The organism is Micromonospora aridisoli (assembly GCF_056150025.1).
Window position 1 is genome coordinate 99,246 of the sequence record NZ_JAXCFK010000013.1, and the last position, 13,963, is coordinate 113,208.

The following is a 13,963-nucleotide window of genomic DNA, read 5'->3' on the forward strand; positions in this document are numbered from 1 at the left end:
CCGCGATCCTGTCGCCGCGCCCGGCGGGAGAGCCACCCAATTCCGCGTCCCGGCGGTGCCGGCGGTCACGGGGGCGAGCGACCCCCGTCTCGACGAGTCTCGGCAGGGCGACCGCGCTGGTACCGAGCACCCGTCCCACCGGTTGTAGGCAAGCCGACTGTGACCTTGCGCGGCGACCGGAACAGTAGCCACAAGCATCGACTACCGCCGATTGGAGTGGACCATGCCCCTCCGTCCCCGTCTCCGTCATCTCTCCGCCGCCCTGTGGCGCGCCCTGGCCGTGGTGCTGGCCGCCGCACTGATCATGCCGGGGGTACCGGCCACGGCCGCCACCGCCGACCGCTTCGGGTTCGCGTACGTCGACGATCCGACGGTGCCGATCTGGACGCCGTTGCCCGCGGCCTACCAGTACGGCAGCTGGGCACCGGGCCCGGTGGCCACCGGCGGCAAGGTCGCGCCCGGTCGGTTCCTGGTGAGGTTCCCGGACATCGGCCTGGGCGCCCGTGGCAACGCGCACGTCACCGCCGTGGCCAGGGACGGCCGCTTCTGCGAGCTCGTGCGCTGGAACAGCTCCGGGGTGGACGAGATCGTCGATGTGCAGTGTTTCCGCCCCGGGGGCGCCCCGGCCGACACCCCGTTCACGGTGCTCTGGACGGTCAGCTCCGGCGTCCTGCCGGCGGGCGTCGGTGCGTACGCCTCGGCGCAGGTGTTGTCCAACGTCCTCGCCCAGTCGTACAACTCGACCGGTGCGCCCGTCACCGTCGCCAACGTCGCGGTGGGCATCTACGACGTGCGCTTCCCGGCGGTCGGCGCGCCACCCGGCGTGCAGTCCGGCAACGTGCAGGTGACCGCCCAGCAGCCGAACGCGCAACCGCGCCGTTGCAAGATCCTCCGCTGGGGCACCGCCGGCCCCGACGTGGTGGTCTACGTCGCCTGCCACGATCCGGTCACCGGCGCGTTGCTGAACAGCGACTTCACCGTCTCGTTCCATCGGGAGCGCTCGGTCTACGCGTCGTTCGGCCCGCCGAAGCACTTCGGGTACCTCGCGACGCCCTTCATCGGCCCGACCAACTACTCCTACCCGCTCGGCTTCGGCGCCAACAGCTTCGCTCCCCTGGGCGTCGGCACCTACGCGGTCAAGTTCCCGGCCCTGCATGAGAAGAGCACCACCGCGCAGGTGACCGCGATCGGGGACGGCCCCTCGTACTGCACCATCCAGACGCTGTGGCCACAGTTCGGCAGTGACGCGGTGTTGCCGGTCTCCTGCTTCAGCAACGTCGGGCGTCCGCAGGACGTCGAGTTCAGCGCGACCTTCTCGTCGAGCGCCTGAGCCCGGCCGGTCCCCGCCCAGGCATCCCCGGGCGGGGACCGACGTCGGGTACGGCACCTGGCCGGCGACCTCGGCTCAGCCGGCGACCGGCCGCTCGCCGGGCAGGTCGCCGGCCGCGGCCCGGAGCGCGGCGACGCTCGCGGCGACCGCGGGCTGGCCACCGGCACCCAGGCGGTAGGCGATCCGCGTCCGCCGCCGGATGGTGAGGGGCACGAGGTGCACGCCGGTGGGCGGCTGCCCGACGGCCAGTTGCGGTACCAGCCCGACGCCCTGACCGGCGGCGACCAGGGCGAGCACGGCGGTGAAGTCGTCCGCGTGGTGCCGCACGGTCGGGCGGAACCCGGCCAGCTCACAGGCGTGCAGGGTCACCGAGTGACAGAGCGTGCCCGGGCTGCCCACGATCCAGTCCGCGTCGCGTACCGCGCGGATCGGGTCGCCGGTCGGGTCCTGCTCCGCCCCGACCGCCAGGTACACGGTCTCGTCGAGCAGCGGCGTCGAGTCCAGCGCCGGGTCCGGCGCGACGGGCACGATGTCGTAGTCGTGCACGAGGGCCACGTCGAGGCGGCGGTCGCGCAGCGCGTGGGGCACGGCGACCGGGTCCAGCTCGGTCACCATGAGGTCGAGCGTGGGGTGGTCGCGGCCGAGCGCGACCAGGGCGGGCAGCAGCAGCGTACGCACGGCACTGGGGTACGCGCCGATGCGTACCGTGCCGGAGAGCCCGCCCCGCGCGGCGGCGAGGGTCGCGTCGGCCGCCTCCAGCGCGGCGAGGACGACCTCGGCGTGCCGGACCAGCGCCTCCCCGGTGGGGGTGAGGGTGACCCGCCGGCCGCGGCGCTCCAGGAGCGCGACGCCGGCCTCCCGTTGCAGCGCGGCGAGCTGCTGGGAGACGGCGGAGGGCGTGTAGGTGTGCGCGTCCGCCACGGCGGCGATGGTGCCGAGGTGGGAAAGATCCCGCAACAGGCGCAGACGGCGGACGTCAAGCATCAGTTGAGCTTACGCATTCATTGAGTAATCGGAACTGGTGCTTCACGTTCTGCTGCCGGAGGCTGGGCACATGACACCTGCCGGCCTTTACGTACCGATGATCACGCCGTTCGACGAGGACGGGGACGTGGCCCTCGACACGCTGACCACCCTCGCCCACGAGATGCTGGCGGCCGGCGCGGACGGCCTGGTCGCCCTCGGCACCACCGCCGAGCCGCACGCCCTCAGCGCCGCCGAGCAGCGGGCGGTCGTCGACGCGATCGCCGCGGCCTGCCGGGCACACCGCGCCGGCCTCCTGGTCGGTGCGCACACCACGGAGGAGTTGCGAGCCCTCGCCGAACGACCCGAGGTCACGGCGGCACTCTGCCTGGTCCCGCCGTTCCTGCGCCCCGGTGAGGAGGCGGTGCTCGCGCACTACGCCCGGTTGGCCGGGAGTTCCCCGGTGCCGCTGGTCGCCTATCACGTCCCGTACCGCACCGGACAGCACCTCGGTGCCGACACCCTGCGTCGCCTCGCGGAGCTGCCCGGCGTGGTGGGCGTCAAGCACGCGACCGGCGGCATCGACGCCGACACGATCACCCTCCTCGCCGATCCGCCGCCCGGCTTCGCCGTGCTCTGCGGCGAGGACGCGTACGTCTCGCCACTGCTCGCCCTCGGCGCGCACGGCGGCATCCTCGCCTCCGCGCACCTCGCCACCGCCGACTACGTCGCCCTGGTCGCGGCCTGGCAGGCCAGCGATGTCGCCCGGGCCCGGCCGCTCGGCCACCGTCTCGCCGCGCTGTCGGCCGCGCTGTTCGCCGAGCCCAACCCCGCCGTCACCAAGGCGGTGCTGCACGCCCAGGGACGCATCCCGACGCCGAACGTCCGGCCTCCGCTGCTGCCCGCCACGCCGGCGGCCACCGCCCGGGCCCTGTCCCTGGTGACGGAGGTGGCGGGAGTGCCGGCCTGACCGGACCCGGACCATCCGTGGAGATCCGCGGAAGATTTTCCGCCGACATGTCGAGAAGCCGGGTCGGGCTCCGTCCCCGCTGCGAACACGGCCACAATGGGCCGTACCCGACGAGGAGCACTGATGGCCAAGTACCTGCTGCTGAAGCACTACCGCGGCGGTCCCACACCGCTGAACGACGTGCCGATGGACCAGTGGACGCCCGAGGAGATCACGGCGCACGTGCAGTACATGCGGGACTTCGCCGCGCGGCTCGAGGACACCGGCGAGTTCGTGGACGCCCAGGCTCTCTCTCCGGAGGGCACCTTCGTCCGTTACGACGGCGAGGGGCGACCGCCGGTCACCGACGGCCCGTTCGCGGAGACCAAGGACCTGATCGCCGGCTGGATGGTGATCGACGTCGAGACCTACGAGCGGGCGCTCGAACTGGCCGGCGAGCTGTCCGCGGCGCCGGGTACCGGCGGCAAGCCGCTGCATGAGTGGCTCGAGGTACGCCCGTTCCTGACCGAGCCCCCGACAATCACGGAGTGACGCCCGGTGGAGGAGGCCGTGCTGCGGACCCTTACTCCCGCCGTGATCGGGATCCTCGTCCGCCGCGGAGCTGACTTCGCGGCGGCCGAGGATGCCGTGCAGGACGCGCTGGTGGAAGCCGTACGGGTGTGGCCGGCCGATCCGCCGCGCGACCCCAAGGGCTGGCTGGTCGCCGTCGCCTGGCGGAAGTTCGTCGACGCGACCCGCGCCGACACCTCCCGGCGGCGACGCGAGGCGTTGGTGGAGGTCGAGCCCCCGCCCGGCCCGGCCGAGACGGTGGACGACACGCTTGCGCTGTACTTCCTCTGCGCGCATCCGTCGCTGACCCCGGCCTCGGCGGTCGCGTTGACGCTGCGGGCGATCGGTGGTTTGACCACCCGGCAGATCGCCCAGGCCTACCTCGTACCGGAGACGACCATGGCCCAACGGATCAGCCGGGCCAAGCGAACCGTCTCGACGGTCCGGTTCACCCAGCCCGGCGACGTCGCCACCGTGCTGCGCGTGCTCTACCTGGTCTTCAACGAGGGCTACTCCGGCGACGTCGACCTCGCCGCGGAGGCGATCCGGCTCACCCGCCAGTTGGCGGCCAGGATCAGGCACGAGGAGGTGGCGGGGCTGCTCGCGCTCATGCTGCTGCACCATGCCCGACGTCCGGCCCGGACCGACGCCGACGGCCGCCTGGTGCCGCTGGCCGAGCAGGACCGCAGCCGGTGGCACACCGGCCTCATCGCCGAGGGCGTGTACGTGCTCCAGAGCGCCCTGACCCACGACCGCCTCGGCGAGTTCCAGGCGCAGGCCGCCATCGCCGCGCTGCACGCCGACGCCCGCACCGCCGAGGAGACCGACTGGGTGCAGATCGTCGGATGGTACGACGAACTGGTGCGCCTCACCGACAGCCCGGTGGCCCGCCTCAACCGGGCCGTCGCGGTCGGCGAGGCCGACGGACCCCGGGCCGGGCTGGCCGCACTGGCAGGGCTCGATCCCACCCTGCCCCGGTACGCCGCTGTCGCCGCGTACCTGCACGAACGCGACGGTGACCCGGCCACCGCGGCGCGACTCTACGCCGAGGCCGCCCGGTTGGCACCCAGCCTCCCCGAATGCGAACACCTCACGCGACAGGCCGCCCGACTCAACGCGTCGCTGCGCGGCCGGCCGATCGCCTGATTGCGGCCGCCCGCCGGTGTCCGCATGCTCATGCCAGGTAGGGCGGGTGGAGGTCCCGTGTTCTGCGGGACGGGATTCGGGGAGTCCAGAGGTGCGGACCGCATTCATCCTGAGCGCCGTCGGAGGGCTGCTCTGCCTACTGACGATCGTGATGATCGGCTGGGCCGCGGCCGTCTACAACCGCCTGATCCGCCAGCGCAACCAGGTGCAGGCATCGTGGGCGCAGATCGACGTCCAGCTCAAGCGCCGGTACGACCTGATTCCCAACCTGGTCGAGACGGTCAAGGGCTACGCGGCGCACGAGCGCGGCACCCTGGAGGCGGTGGTGGCCGCCCGTACCGGCGCGATCGCCGCCGCCGCGACACCCGGGGGTGTCAGCCGCGCGGATGCCGAGAACGTCCTGACCCGGGCGCTCGGCCGGCTCTTCGCACTCGCCGAGGCGTACCCGGATCTGAAGGCCAACCAGGACTTCGTGGCCCTGCAGACAGAGCTGGCGAGAACCGAGGACAAGATCGCCTACGCCCGGCAGTTCTACAACAGCGCCGTCCTGACGTTCAACACCAGCGCGCAGTCCGTCCCGACCAACCTCATCGCCGGGTTGGGCGGCTTCCGGGCGATGGACTACTTCGAGGCCCTCGACGGGGAGCGCGCCGCCGTCCAGGTGCGCTACTGACGGGGTGGGCCCGTGGACTCCCGGCTGCTTCTCGACCTCGCGGTGAGCATCGTCGCGCTCGCCGGCTGGTTCGCCGCCTACGGCCTTGTCAGACTGATCACCCGACCGGCCGGCCCGGCGCCCGGACCGGCCACGATGGAACTCGGACCCGAACCGCCCGCCCTGGTCAGTCTGCTGGTCAACCGATGGTCGGTGACCGAGGACGCGGCCGAGTCGACGCTGCTCGACCTTGCCGCCCGTGGTCACCTCGAGGTGCGTCAGCCGGCTGACGATCCGATGCAGACCACGCTGCACCTGCCGACGGCACCACCCGACGACAGCGTGCTGCGGCCGTACGAACGCCGAGTGCTCGACCGCGTACGCGGACTCGCGATGAACGGCGTGGTGCCGCTGACCGCGCTGACCTTCCGGAACCGCGCGCAGGCGAAAGCGTGGAACAAGCGGCTGCGGGCGGAGGTGGTGGCGGACGCCCGGACGGCTGGGCTGTCCCGGCGGCGCTTCGGCTCCACCGTGACCAGCCTGTTGACCGCCGCCGCAGTGGTCGTCGGAGTGGTTGTCGGCATCGCGGTCTGGCACTACAGCATCTGGAACCAGACGGAGGAGAACCTCGCCATCGAGGCGGGAACCGCCACGTTCGCCGCGCTCACCGCCATCGCCGGGCTGTCACCCGGCGAACGAGACACTCTCCACGGCCGGGAGGTTGCGGCACGCTGGCTCGGTGTCCGGAACTGGCTGCGTGGGCACGAGCAGTTCCACGAACTGCCGCCGGCGTCGGTGGCGATCTGGGACCGCTACCTCGGGTACGGCGCCGCCCTCGGCGCCACCCGCCTGACCAGCGCCGTCCTCGACCTCGGTATGGGCGACCGGAGACTGGTCTGGTCCTCGTTCGGCGGCACGTGGCGTCGGGTGCGGGTCCGGTACCCACGTCTCGGGGCCCGCTACGGCCAGACCCTGCCGAGGCTGCTGCTGCGCGCGGCGATCAGCATGGTGGTCGGTGGCTTCCTGCTGAAGGTCTTCAGCCCTGTCTTCGACCTCGTGCCGGACTCAGTCGACCGAGCGGACCGGATCTTCACATTCGCCGCCGACGGAATCGTCGTCGCGGGCCTGTTGCTGCTGGTGTCCGGCGGCTACGCCCTGGTACGCGGTGTCGCGGACGTGGTCACGGAACGGACCATCACCGGCGAGGTGATGTGGCTGGAGGTGTGGCGCACGACGGGGCAGGGTGAGGATCGGCCGGCCCGGCCCTGGTTGCACTACCTGGCGGTGGACGACGGTACCGGCGATCGGACCACCGCCTGGGGGCTACCGAGCCAGTGGGCCGGCGACTGCCACGACGGGGACGTCGTGACGATCAGGGTGAGGCCGTGGACCCGGCGCCTGGTCGGCCTGTCGGTCGTCGGCCACGGCCGCGCCCGACGGTTGGTCGAGCCGGCCCTGCCGGAGCAGGCCCCGCCGCCGGACGGCCTTGGGCGGGCCGGGCCCACGCGGGCGGTGATCGAGCCGGTGGAGCTGTTCACCGTGGACGATGTCGGACAGGCTCTCGGGCTGCCGGTACGAGCCGCCGAACGGCTCGACCTGCCAGGTCCGCTGGGTGGCGTCCAGTTCCGCGCGGCCGGCGACGGCCGGCCCGTCCTGGTGGCCCAGACGCTCAGTGGAACGGCCGCGCGGTGGATCTGGCGGCTCAACTCCCGGGGGCGGGAACTGCCCGGCATCGGCGACGCGGCGTACGCGTCCGGCGACCGGGCCGTACTGCGGGTCGGGGACACCATCGTGCTGGTGATGGTGCTCGGCGACGCCCGTGGCCAGGCCACCCGCCTGCCGTGGTTGCTGGCCCGGTGCACCGCCCGGATGTCCACCGGACCCGACGGCCGATGATCCGGCGCCTCGACCGTTCTCCGGTTCGCGGGCGTGCCCGGGCGAGGTGACCGGCTCAGGGCAACGGAACGACGTACGAGTCGACGCGGGCGATGAGCCCGTCGCGGAAGGTGAACAGGTCGTTGAAGGCGAACCGGAACGGCCCGTGGTCGACGCTGGCTCCACGACCCTCGCCGGTGGCGACCACGACCCGGCCGTCCTCGTGAATGCGCTGGACGTCGAGTTCGGGGCTGCCGATGAACGCCGGGTTCTCGATCTCGCCGTCGAACTCGGCCTTGCCGTGGGTGGTCCGGTGGCCATGGATCACCCACTCGACGTCGTCGGTGAGGGTGGCGAGGATGCGCGGATGGTCGCTCGTCCGAAATCCGTCGAAGTACTCCGCGACGAGGCTGCGCTGGGTCTGCTGGGTCATGATGTGCTCCGTTCCGGTGTGACGTCGGGGTGCCGCAGGTGCGCGGCGAGCGCGTCCAGGATCGACGCGAGCCCGTCGGCCGCCTGGGCTGTCCGCAGTTCAGGGGGTAGCCGACGCTGGTGCACCGTGAGATCCGTGCCGCCGTCGGCAGGGCGGACGCTGACGGTGGTGCGTAGCCCGGTGAGAGGTTCGTCGAACACGAGCTCGCGCGGTGCCGCGACGCTCACGTAGACGAACCGGAGCCGGCGGATGGTGCCGTCCGGGGCCTGTGTGTCGAGCGCGAACTCTCCGCCGGGACGCAGGTCGACGATCACGGACGCGGGCGGCACGACGGCGTGTGCCCCTCCCCAGAACGCCGCGATGCCCGTGGGCGAGGTGAAGGCGGCCCAGACTCGTTCGGGCTCGGCGGGAAGGTGGCGTCGGGCGATCAGTTCGTCGCCGTGAAGCTGCGACCTGGCGGTCAACGGGCCGTCTCCGTGTCGGTGAGGTGCTGCTCGAGCGCGTCGAGCCGGTCTTCCCAGACGGCGCGTTGCTCGTCGATCCACGTGCCGAGCAACGACAACTGATCGACCCTCAGCCGGCAGGGTCGCTTCGTGCCGTCGCGCCGCTGCTCGATGAGGCCGCACCGGCGCAGGACCCCGACGTGGTGCGAGATCGCCTGCGGGGTCAGGTCGAACGGTTCAGCGAGCTCTCCCACCGTGGCGTCACCACGGGCGAGGCGGGTCACCAGCGCCCGACGGACGGGATCAGCGAGGGCAGCGAAGGCCGAGTCGAGTTCGGCACCAGACGCCACGAGTGAGGCGGGCATACGCCACGCTAACACAAACATCTGCTTGTGCAAGCGTTCTTTTGATGATGCTTCGGCGCTGTCCTAACCTGACGTCCATGCGGAGCACCAGGGGATCAGGCGACCTGATCGGGGCAGCTAGGATTCGTCGGTCACGTCGTGGCGCAGAGCGTCTTCGGTGACGAGGGACGGTCCTGGATCCAGGAGCGGGCCTGCGCCACCAGCGGCTGCACCGGACCGGCCATGGCGACGACCGGCTGGCGAGGGTGGACAGGGCACCTCTCGACCCGCCCGACGCCGTCGCCGGACCAGTTCTTCAACGTCGGCCAGCAACGACCTGCCGGATGCCGCCTGAGCTGGAGTCACGATGCCCTTCACCCTGAGCCACCCCGCCGTGGTCCTGCCACTGAGCCGTGGACCGCTCGCCAAGCGTTGTCGGTCGGCGTCGTCGTCAGCAGATGGCCTTGGCTGATCGGCCGCCCCGGGGGAACGGACCAGGTCAACCGCTGCTCAACGACTCGAATCGATCGGCTCGCCCGAGACGACGGCGTATGCGAGGACGATCAGGAACATGACTCCCATCGCAGCGAAGACCACGCCGATCCCACGCGCCAGCAGAACGAAGCGTGCCACGCGTTGGTCGTAGCTCGGCACTGGTAGCCAGCGCCATGGCGGCACCCGCCGTAGCACGCTCGTGGTGGCCATCGATCGCCGTACGTGCCACCCGGTCACCCCGCGGAAGTTGGTCGCGAGGGCAATACCTACGAGGCTCTGTGCCAGGCACATGGCGACAACGGCGAGGATCCGCCACGTCTCCATCCGGCCTCCCACCGTGATGCGGTCACGAGATCATAGCGGCGGGCCGGATTGGATGATCGCATCGCGCATCGCCCTCGGCGGTCAGATCGCTGCGGACGCGCAACCAGGACTCGAGAGCGGATCTCCGAGGGACGGGGTTCGGGGCGGAGCGCAGAGGCCTGTCCGGGGCACAATTGGGCCGTGGAACGTCACGGGTTCGGTGCCGCGGTGAGCCAGTCGCGGGAGAGCACAGCGCCTGCGGCTGTCGGGCTACCGGTCGGACGTTGCCGGTCCAGGGGTTGCGGCGGGAGGAGCTCGGCGCTCGCCGACCGGTAGCCACCCCAACGGTTCGATCGATCGGCAGCATGAGCCGATGTGGGGCAGCTATCTGATCTGTCGCCGTTCCCTGTCGCTCTCGGGGACCAGCCCGGTTGCCAGCAGATGTGCGCTCGTGGAGATCACCGCCGGCTCGCTGGTATAGACCCTGGCAAGGTCCAGCGCGCCCGTAAAGACAACTTCGGCCAAGGGCCCGTCCGCGGCGGCCTCGGCTGCCGTCCAGGCTGGCCCTTCGAGTCCATGCACCACGACGTCGGTCAGCCCGCTGGCCCGGCACTCGTCGATGAGTTCCTCGGCCCGATGGAAGTAGGCAGGGGTGAAGTTGCTGGATGGATCGTTCACACCATCAGTGAGCAACGCCTGAGCTTCCCGGATCGACCCCTCCGTCAGTCGCCCGGTGGCTGCGAAGTCGAGTGGTCCGGCGAATCGGGAGATCGCGGCAGCGACGACGCGGCCGCCTGGACGCGTGACCCGGGCAGCCTCACGCAGGGCGGCCATCCGGTCCGCACGGTGCACCAGGTGGTAGAGGGGCCCGAGAAGCAACGTGGCGTCGTAGTGATCGTCGTCCTCGGGCAGCGCCCGGGCATCAGCCACCACGGCGTCCACCGGAGGCTGCCCGCTGGCGGCCTGAGCCACGTGACTCGGCACCAGGTCCACGAGTCGGACCTGGTGGCCCTCAGCGACAAGCGCCCGAGAGTACTCGCCGGTCCCGCCGCCGACGTCCAACACCCGGGCCGGCGGGCAGGGCAGCAGATCCCGCAGGAGTTCCATCGTGCGGGTACGCTCCAGCCTCGCCTGCGGCCGGGCATCCAGCCGAGCGGCCTCGCGGTACCGGGACGTGTAGTACTCGACGATGTCACTCGATTGCTGATCCACGCTGGAATCATGACGACCGAGGACGTCGATCGCCACCCCATTCACGCCCAACACGCACGCTCATCGGCTATGAGCGGACGCGCCCATTGTCGGTGTCGTCGGTGCAGAGGCGGCGCTCAGTGCCATCACGAGCCTTCGAGATGAGCGTAAGCCGTGATCGCCCCCAGAGATCACGTGATCAATTCACTACCTACAGTGATTTCCTGTTCTGCAAACGGATGTCGGCCCCCGCCAACAAGCTTCTTGCTCAGAGTGCCGCGAGCATGACTTTGCGGTATATCACCGGGTCAAGCTCCTGATCACTGATCTTCCCGAAGATTGTCGACAGAGAGGCATCTACATTCGCCCCTCGCCACGGATAGTAATTGGCGAACTTGGGGTGACGAGGGGAAAACGATGATCGAGACGCTGGCGGTGCCGCTCTCCGATTACGGAGTGTTGGCCTTGGCTCTAGCCCTTGCCGGACCGACGGCGGGGCTTGTACGGGCTTACCTTGCATACCGAACGCGCCTGCATGAGGAACGTGAGGCATCAACACGTACAGCCACCCGGATGATCGGACTGCTCAAGCTGGCAGAGGCGGACCACCACGTCGTACGGCTCGTGGAGCGCGATCGTGACGGGCGCCGCGAGGTGGAACTGGGCGGCCGGAACGTGTTGGGTTGCGACGGCCACCGGGAGGCGGCGTGATCGGGGTGGAGGGCACCGCCGCCCTGGTGCCGGAGCCGGCGACCAGTGAAGCGGCGCGGAAGGCCGAGCAACTGCGCCTCAAGGCCGTGCACGACCAGGAGTTCGCCGTTTTCGCCGAAGACACCTACCACACGGTGGAGCGGATTCTCCGGGCGGGATGCTCGGACCGAGAGGTGGTTCAGGACGCGCTCAACGAGGCATACCTGCACGGACGCGTCCAGTGGCCGAAGATTCGTGATTACACCGAGCCCATCGGTTGGGTGATCATCACGGCTCGGAACAAGATTCGCAAAGAGCGTCAACGGCGTCAGCGCGAAGCCGCGGTAGCGCCAGAAGACCTCCCGCCGGCGCCGCGCACAGACATAGCGGACGCATGGGAGGCGCAGGAGACGCTGCGGAACTGGTTGCACCAGCTCCCGTCGCGACAGGCCGAGGTGTTCCAGATGGCCCGCGAGGGCTTCTCCAATCAGGAGATCGCCCACTTCCTCGGACTGGCCGAGAACAGCGTCCGCTCCTACAAACTCGCCGCGAAACGGCGGTTGCGTGAACTCGCCGAGGCAGCCGGCTACACGGACGCGGAAAGGCGCCGGCGTCAGGGAGGCACCCGTGGACCTCGATGAAATCCTGCGGTTGGCCGAGACCAGTCAGCCCAGTCCTCTGGAACTCGCCCGCGCGCGCCGCGTAGCTCGGGCGGCGCAGAGCCAGTACGACCTCTCCGTCGCCGATGGATACGAGATCATCACCGACACCGATCTCATCGACCCGCTGAGTACGAAGGTCGACGAGGCGACCAGAATCGCGCGCGCCGCGCAGTTGGCGAAGCTCGGCACGATCACCTGGAGGACCGGTAGAGGCGGGACCGACGGTTCCGGGCGTCTCTTCTGGTCGGACGAGATGGCGATGATCTTCGGACATGCGCCCGGGACGCTGCGTCTCACCCCCGAGAAACTCGCTGACCTCGTCCATCCGGAGGACGTCCAGATGGTGCGCAGACTTGTCCGGTCGGCATGGGAACAGCGCCACCCCGAAGAGATCAGCTTCCGGGTGATCCAGCCGGGCGGCAGCATCCGCCACGTCCACTGCCACGTCGAGATACTCACCACCGGCGGCAGGCCGACGGGCATCATCGCGACCGGAGAAGATGCCACGGCGCTCGAACTCGCTCGGCAGGAGCGCAACCGGCTCGCTATCCGCGGTCGGATGCTCTGCGCCGACCTCAACGCACTGGACATCGTCACAGGGCTGCCGACCCGCAGCTACCTTACCGACGAGGTCGATCGAGCACGCCGTACCACCGGCGGCGCACTCATCGTCGTGGCGACCGAACCCACCACTCGACTGCCCGACGCGCTCACCGACGAAAATCACGACCATCTGACGGCGGCGGTCGCCCGTCGCCTGCGGGCGACCGTTGGCGCCGAGGTGACCTGCGGGCTGGTCGGCTCCGGCCTCTGGGGCGTCCTCCTCAGCCCCTCCGGAGAGTCCGCGGAAGCTCCCGAGGCCCTGGCGGCCCAGATCGTTGACACCTTCCGAAGCCACCTGTTCAACGTGCAGCAGAAGACGTTGCGCCTCAACACGTGGGCCGGTCTGGTCCACTTCGGCAGCGGCGTCCTCACCACCGGGTTCGACCTGCTCCTCGACGGCGAGCAGGCGGCCCGCGACGCACGTCGTCGTGGCATCCCGCTGAACGTTCTCGATCAGCCTTTGGCGGACAACGATCGGCTGGACCAGTGCCGCCATCGGGTACGACAGGCAGTCTCGGCCAACAGGTTCACCCTCTACGCCCAGCCCATCGTCGACCTTCACCTCAACGAGGTCACGCGCCACGAGATCCTTCTGCGAATCCGTAGCGACACGGGTGACTCCGTCGCACCGTGGGCCTTCCTGGATATGGCCGAGCGCGTCGGCGAGATCCTCACGGTGGACAAGTGGGTCATCGACCACGCCCTGGAACTCATCGCCCGGAGCGCTCAGACCTCTCATTACCAGGTCAATATCTCTGGCAAGTCCCTCGCCGACCCCGGCCTGCTCACGTACGTGACCGAGGCGATCCGCCGGCACGGAGTGAGCCCAGCATGTCTGACCTTCGAGATCACCGAGACCGCTCTCATCGAGAACCGCAACGAAGCTCTGGCCTTCGCCAGGGGGATCAGGCAGATCGGCTGCCACCTCGCGCTGGACGACTTCGGTACCGGATATGGCGCCCTCGCCCACCTGAAATACCTGCCAGTGGACCTGGTGAAGATCGACGGTCTGTTCATCGTCGATCTCTGCCGGTCGCCGGCGGACCAGGCCGTCGTGTCGAAGCTCGTCGAGTTGTGCCACGCGCTCGGCATCCGTGTCGCTGCCGAATACGTCCAGGACGAGGAGACGTTGGAACTTCTCAAGGGCTTTGGCGTCGACTTCGCCCAGGGCTACAAGACCGGCAGACCTGGACCGATGGCGGTGAGCGCCGAGCAGGAGGCGAACACGATCGAACTCGAGCTGTGGCCTTCGTCGCAGCAAACCGCCATCAGCTGAGGACAGCCAGGAGTCAAGCGTGGTCAACGGAATCGAGC

General features: G+C 70.0%; 16 protein-coding genes. 10 read left to right on the top strand and 6 right to left on the bottom strand.

Annotated elements, in window-relative coordinates:
• Positions 1-223 precede the first annotated feature (223 nt).
• Positions 224-1,330 carry a hypothetical protein gene (locus SM447_RS24635; protein WP_474575231.1) on the top strand — a complete coding sequence of 369 codons (1,107 nt, stop codon included), beginning with the start codon at positions 224-226 and terminating at the stop codon, positions 1,328-1,330.
• Between the two features lie 75 nt (positions 1,331-1,405).
• On the opposite strand, the gene SM447_RS24640 is transcribed toward SM447_RS24635, so the two are convergent.
• Positions 1,406-2,314, bottom strand: a complete 909-nt coding sequence (locus SM447_RS24640; protein ID WP_474575232.1) for a LysR family transcriptional regulator — start codon at positions 2,312-2,314, stop codon at positions 1,406-1,408.
• A gap of 70 nt (positions 2,315-2,384) precedes the next feature.
• Between SM447_RS24640 and SM447_RS24645 the strand changes: the two genes are divergently transcribed.
• From SM447_RS24645 to SM447_RS24665, 5 genes are all read left to right on the top strand, one after another.
• Positions 2,385-3,263: a dihydrodipicolinate synthase family protein gene (locus tag SM447_RS24645; protein WP_474575233.1), complete on the top strand. Its 879-nt coding sequence runs from the start codon at positions 2,385-2,387 to the stop codon at positions 3,261-3,263.
• Between the two features lie 123 nt (positions 3,264-3,386).
• Positions 3,387-3,794 (top strand): YciI family protein, encoded by a 408-nt coding sequence (locus SM447_RS24650; RefSeq protein ID WP_474575234.1) that lies wholly within the window; start codon positions 3,387-3,389, stop codon positions 3,792-3,794.
• Between the two features lie 6 nt (positions 3,795-3,800).
• Positions 3,801-4,958: an RNA polymerase sigma factor gene (locus tag SM447_RS24655; protein ID WP_474575235.1), complete on the top strand. Its 1,158-nt coding sequence runs from the start codon at positions 3,801-3,803 to the stop codon at positions 4,956-4,958.
• 91 nt (positions 4,959-5,049) lie between these two features.
• Positions 5,050-5,631 (top strand): LemA family protein, encoded by a 582-nt coding sequence (locus SM447_RS24660; protein WP_474575236.1) that lies wholly within the window; start codon positions 5,050-5,052, stop codon positions 5,629-5,631.
• Between the two features lie 12 nt (positions 5,632-5,643).
• Positions 5,644-7,506 carry a DUF2207 family protein gene (locus SM447_RS24665; RefSeq protein ID WP_474575237.1) on the top strand — a complete coding sequence of 621 codons (1,863 nt, stop codon included), beginning with the start codon at positions 5,644-5,646 and terminating at the stop codon, positions 7,504-7,506.
• Positions 7,507-7,561: 55 nt separating this feature from the next.
• On the opposite strand, the gene SM447_RS24670 is transcribed toward SM447_RS24665, so the two are convergent.
• The 3 genes from SM447_RS24670 to SM447_RS24680 are packed head-to-tail and all read right to left on the bottom strand — an operon-like array spanning position 7,562 to position 8,726.
• Positions 7,562-7,918 (bottom strand): nuclear transport factor 2 family protein, encoded by a 357-nt coding sequence (locus SM447_RS24670; protein ID WP_474575238.1) that lies wholly within the window; start codon positions 7,916-7,918, stop codon positions 7,562-7,564.
• A complete protein-coding gene (locus SM447_RS24675; protein ID WP_474575239.1) occupies positions 7,915-8,382 on the bottom strand; it encodes an SRPBCC family protein in 468 nt (155 codons plus the stop codon). The genes SM447_RS24670 and SM447_RS24675 overlap by 4 nt, the downstream gene beginning before the upstream one ends.
• Positions 8,379-8,726: an ArsR/SmtB family transcription factor gene (locus SM447_RS24680; RefSeq protein WP_474575240.1), complete on the bottom strand. Its 348-nt coding sequence runs from the start codon at positions 8,724-8,726 to the stop codon at positions 8,379-8,381. The genes SM447_RS24675 and SM447_RS24680 overlap by 4 nt, the downstream gene beginning before the upstream one ends.
• A 346-nt stretch (positions 8,727-9,072) precedes the next feature.
• Here SM447_RS24680 and SM447_RS24685 point away from each other — a divergent pair, with 346 nt between their 5' ends.
• Complete coding sequence (locus tag SM447_RS24685; protein WP_474575241.1) at positions 9,073-9,177, top strand: DUF4184 family protein; 105 nt, start codon at positions 9,073-9,075, stop codon at positions 9,175-9,177.
• 38 nt (positions 9,178-9,215) lie between these two features.
• Here the strand turns inward: SM447_RS24685 and SM447_RS24690 are convergent, their stop codons facing one another.
• Together SM447_RS24690 and SM447_RS24695 are read right to left on the bottom strand one after the other, a co-directional pair.
• Positions 9,216-9,524: a hypothetical protein gene (locus tag SM447_RS24690; protein WP_474575242.1), complete on the bottom strand. Its 309-nt coding sequence runs from the start codon at positions 9,522-9,524 to the stop codon at positions 9,216-9,218.
• Between the two features lie 363 nt (positions 9,525-9,887).
• A complete protein-coding gene (locus SM447_RS24695) occupies positions 9,888-10,715 on the bottom strand; it encodes a methyltransferase domain-containing protein (protein WP_474575243.1) in 828 nt (275 codons plus the stop codon).
• Positions 10,716-11,111: 396 nt separating this feature from the next.
• Here SM447_RS24695 and SM447_RS24700 point away from each other — a divergent pair, with 396 nt between their 5' ends.
• The 3 genes from SM447_RS24700 to SM447_RS24710 are packed head-to-tail and all read left to right on the top strand — an operon-like array spanning position 11,112 to position 13,925.
• Positions 11,112-11,405 (top strand): hypothetical protein, encoded by a 294-nt coding sequence (locus SM447_RS24700; RefSeq protein WP_474575244.1) that lies wholly within the window; start codon positions 11,112-11,114, stop codon positions 11,403-11,405.
• A complete protein-coding gene (locus SM447_RS24705; RefSeq protein WP_474575245.1) occupies positions 11,402-12,025 on the top strand; it encodes an RNA polymerase sigma factor in 624 nt (207 codons plus the stop codon). Before SM447_RS24700 ends, SM447_RS24705 begins: the two co-directional genes overlap by 4 nt.
• Positions 12,012-13,925, top strand: a complete 1,914-nt coding sequence (locus SM447_RS24710) for an EAL domain-containing protein (protein WP_474575246.1) — start codon at positions 12,012-12,014, stop codon at positions 13,923-13,925. The genes SM447_RS24705 and SM447_RS24710 overlap by 14 nt, the downstream gene beginning before the upstream one ends.
• Positions 13,926-13,963 lie beyond the last annotated feature (38 nt).

Excerpts from the sequence above, each read along its gene's own strand:
- SM447_RS24635 (WP_474575231.1), top strand. The coding sequence starts at position 224 with ATGCCCCTCCGTCCCCGTCTCCGTCATCTCTCCGCCGCCCTGTGGCGC.
- SM447_RS24640 (WP_474575232.1), bottom strand. The coding sequence starts at position 2,314 with ATGCTTGACGTCCGCCGTCTGCGCCTGTTGCGGGATCTTTCCCACCTC.
- SM447_RS24645 (WP_474575233.1), top strand. The coding sequence starts at position 2,385 with ATGACACCTGCCGGCCTTTACGTACCGATGATCACGCCGTTCGACGAG.
- SM447_RS24650 (WP_474575234.1), top strand. The coding sequence starts at position 3,387 with ATGGCCAAGTACCTGCTGCTGAAGCACTACCGCGGCGGTCCCACACCG.
- SM447_RS24670 (WP_474575238.1), bottom strand. The coding sequence starts at position 7,918 with ATGACCCAGCAGACCCAGCGCAGCCTCGTCGCGGAGTACTTCGACGGA.
- SM447_RS24680 (WP_474575240.1), bottom strand. The coding sequence starts at position 8,726 with ATGCCCGCCTCACTCGTGGCGTCTGGTGCCGAACTCGACTCGGCCTTC.
- SM447_RS24685 (WP_474575241.1), top strand. The coding sequence starts at position 9,073 with ATGCCCTTCACCCTGAGCCACCCCGCCGTGGTCCTGCCACTGAGCCGT.
- SM447_RS24690 (WP_474575242.1), bottom strand. The coding sequence starts at position 9,524 with ATGGAGACGTGGCGGATCCTCGCCGTTGTCGCCATGTGCCTGGCACAG.
- SM447_RS24700 (WP_474575244.1), top strand. The coding sequence starts at position 11,112 with ATGATCGAGACGCTGGCGGTGCCGCTCTCCGATTACGGAGTGTTGGCC.